This window comes from Oleiphilus sp. HI0080 (assembly GCF_001635135.1).
Genome location: NZ_LWFU01000615.1, coordinates 1 through 2,981, shown reverse-complemented (window position 1 = coordinate 2,981; position 2,981 = coordinate 1). Strand labels below are relative to the sequence as shown.

The 2,981-nt window shown below is 50.2% G+C and carries 1 protein-coding gene; it reads right to left on the bottom strand.

What is annotated here, in order from left to right; translation table 11 throughout:
- Positions 1–117 precede the first annotated feature (117 nt).
- A partial coding sequence (locus A3751_RS13520; RefSeq protein WP_156492452.1) for a carbohydrate-binding protein occupies positions 118–2,981 on the bottom strand: 2,864 nt, incomplete at its 5' end.

The window sequence follows — 2,981 nt, the reverse complement described above, 5'->3', positions numbered from 1 at the left end:
AAAGCGTTGGTATGAGCATCTTTAGATAACAAAATATACCGTGGAAGGGGCAGGGCCCAAACCGACTTGGCCTAGACCCTTTGAGTTTTTGTAGCCGATACGGATTGACAGCCTTCCTCAAACCACCGCCGGTACAAGTTCTAAGTCGTAAGTAGCACCCTGCTGACTGACAGTTGTGATTGCTGCGTCGTGCGCGTCATCTGCATCACTAGCAGATACAACCGCCATGGCTGATGCAAGACCGGGTTCAAGGCTGCCAGCGGCCGAATGAGTGCTCGTCGAGGCCAAGGTCTGCGACTCAACTTTCGTAAACTCCAGCCAATTCAAGTTAAATCCATCACCAAGCACATCAAGCCGTAAGTCTTGCCCTTCCGGATCTCCCTGATTGGGGGTGCCATGCTCAACAACAATCTGCCCAAGCTCATGTGTTTGCCAATTTTGCCAAGCACCCGTCGAAGAGACTTCTTTCGATAGAATTTGCTCTTGCCCCGTACTTAATGAGAACACACCGGTATCGTAAGGCGATGCCACCCGCGCAGAAACAGCATAAACACCAACATCGAGGTCTAAGGAATACTCAAGCCATTCACCAGCGCGCATCCAACCAATGTTAAAGCCACCGCCGGCATCGCTTGTCACCTGTATATCTACATTATCATCGCGATATTGGCCGCCACTATTACCCGCACTATTGTCATAAGCAAACTCATAATCTTCCGCTTCTAATCGATAGCTTTCTTGCATAACAGGCGCTTCGCCTAAGTCTTCAGCAATCAAATCTAAGGCAACGCTATCTATGTTTGCCCCGCTGCTCCCCGTCGTTTTGAACGCCACGTTATGCTCACCACTTTCAAACGTCATCGTCAGACTGGTCGATCCCCAATGCGACCAAGATCCCGTGGCTTGAAAATCTAGCGTATCGACAAAATAGCCGTCTACAAACACATCTAAAGGCCGGTTTCCATACGCTAACGCATAACGCACATCAAGTTGATAAACGCCTTCTGAAGTTTCGACATCGAATGCCAGTGCTCCTTCCTCAATCATGTCGATAAAACCCGAGCCGTCAAAACCGGCGTGATTGGTAGCTACCTGATGCCCGCCAAGCTGAGCCTGTTCCACATCAAGCGACACCAGCGTGATGACATCTGGTTCTGGTTCTGGTTCTGGTTCTGGTTCTGGTTCTGGTTCTGGTAAAGGATTGTCTTCAGGCGTTTGCTCGTCAACAGGCGGTATATCGTTGGACTGATCTTGATCCGGCTCTTGGTCTTGCTCCTGATCTTGGTCTGGTTGTTGACCTGAATCTTGCTCCTCTTGTGCGACGGTCACCCAAGCTGTTTCTGTTGAATAGCCGTCTGTTACCTCATACCAAAAACCCGCTTCTCCTGCGAAGTCATCATCAGCCTGAAAGTGAACTTCCTGATTATACGCATCAAATTCAACCCGTCCGCCGAAGCCCTCATAGACAGTATTCAAGGATAGTCCCGCCAGGCGTTCGGTGACGTCGTTTGCAAATAAAGTAGCCGCACCTATATGGTGAATCTGTCGAAGGTCAGCCTCAGAACTGAACACGACATGGTCGTCACCCAGCTCCAAAACATCTTGCTGGGAATAGGACACGGTGACGTCTAACCACTGGGTCCGAGCGTCTGAACCATCGCTGACGGTCGCCTCAAACCCAAAATTGTGATGCCATTTCTCCGCGGGTTGCCGAAGCTCAACGCCTCCAGAAACAGCCGCTGCCCAATCCGGTACGAAGGAAATCATTCCTGCCGAAGAATCCCAACTAACCTGGCCATTTTCGGGATTCCCTACTGAAATCAGTTCGGCCAAATCGCCTTGATTTAAGTCCATAAGACGCACAGGATCATTTACTCCATGCCTGTCATAAACGCTCACAGGAAACGTAAACGCTTGCGGCTCTATGTAGTCATCATTATCCGTATATCCGCGCAAATCGCCCCAGACAAGCGGCGCACTATTTTGGTGTTCTACATCCAACCTGATTGGCGCCGTAAACGGCTCACCATCAACGGAATACTCCAAATCAAACCAAGTGCTGCCGACGAAGTCGGCATCAGGGATCGTAAACCGCACTAGCGAACCATAGGCTTGAGCTCGGAGATCCCGCTGCATATTTGCAGACCCATCATGCATCTGCCATCCAGAAATATTGAGATCAGCACTGTTATCGAGCGAGAGCAGTTCGCGCAATTGATCAACAGAAAGGTCTCGTTCCAAGCCCTCTAACGGATATTTTGGGTCATAATTATTAGAGAGCTTTAAGCGATGATAGACGCTGTCGTCATAGGGCAGGCTCACTTGGCTTAAGTCAGCTTCGAACTCTCTGTCGGGTATATTTAGCGTTTGGGCTGAGGCAGCATCCTCTTCAGGAACCGGTTCGTCGGAGGGCACTGCTTGCGTATCGGTAGTAGCATCGGTCGTAACATCCGAAGCAGATTCGACAGCGGCCGTTTCGGAAACCTCGGCCGCATCAGACTCCGCCTGCGCTATCTGAGATTCAACGATATCTAAAAGAGCCTGCCTACTATATTGCACGACGCCTTCACTGCTCTCAAAAACAACCCTGCTTAAGGATCCTGAAAACAAGACTTCGTCCTCGAGAGATTCGAAACCGAGCAAGACATCGAACCAGGGTGTTCCATCCAGCAAGGGCGTTATTTTCATATCTGAAGCGCTGAAGCCCTCGCCAAACACGAGAACACTTTCTCCTCCCCTTGATGAGTTTGCCCGCACCTCCACGAATTCGAAACCCGGATTCAATTCGATAACATGCACACCATCGTCAATATGCACTTTGTCCTGACCGGGGCCGGGATTTACACGGTTAACCGACTGCTGTTCCAAATAGAAGCGATCATCGCCCGAACCGCCATAAAGCTCGGAATAGCCCCCTGTAGTGCTCAACAAGTCATTGTCAGCACCACCATAAAACGCTCCACCACTCCAATTGCTGTTTA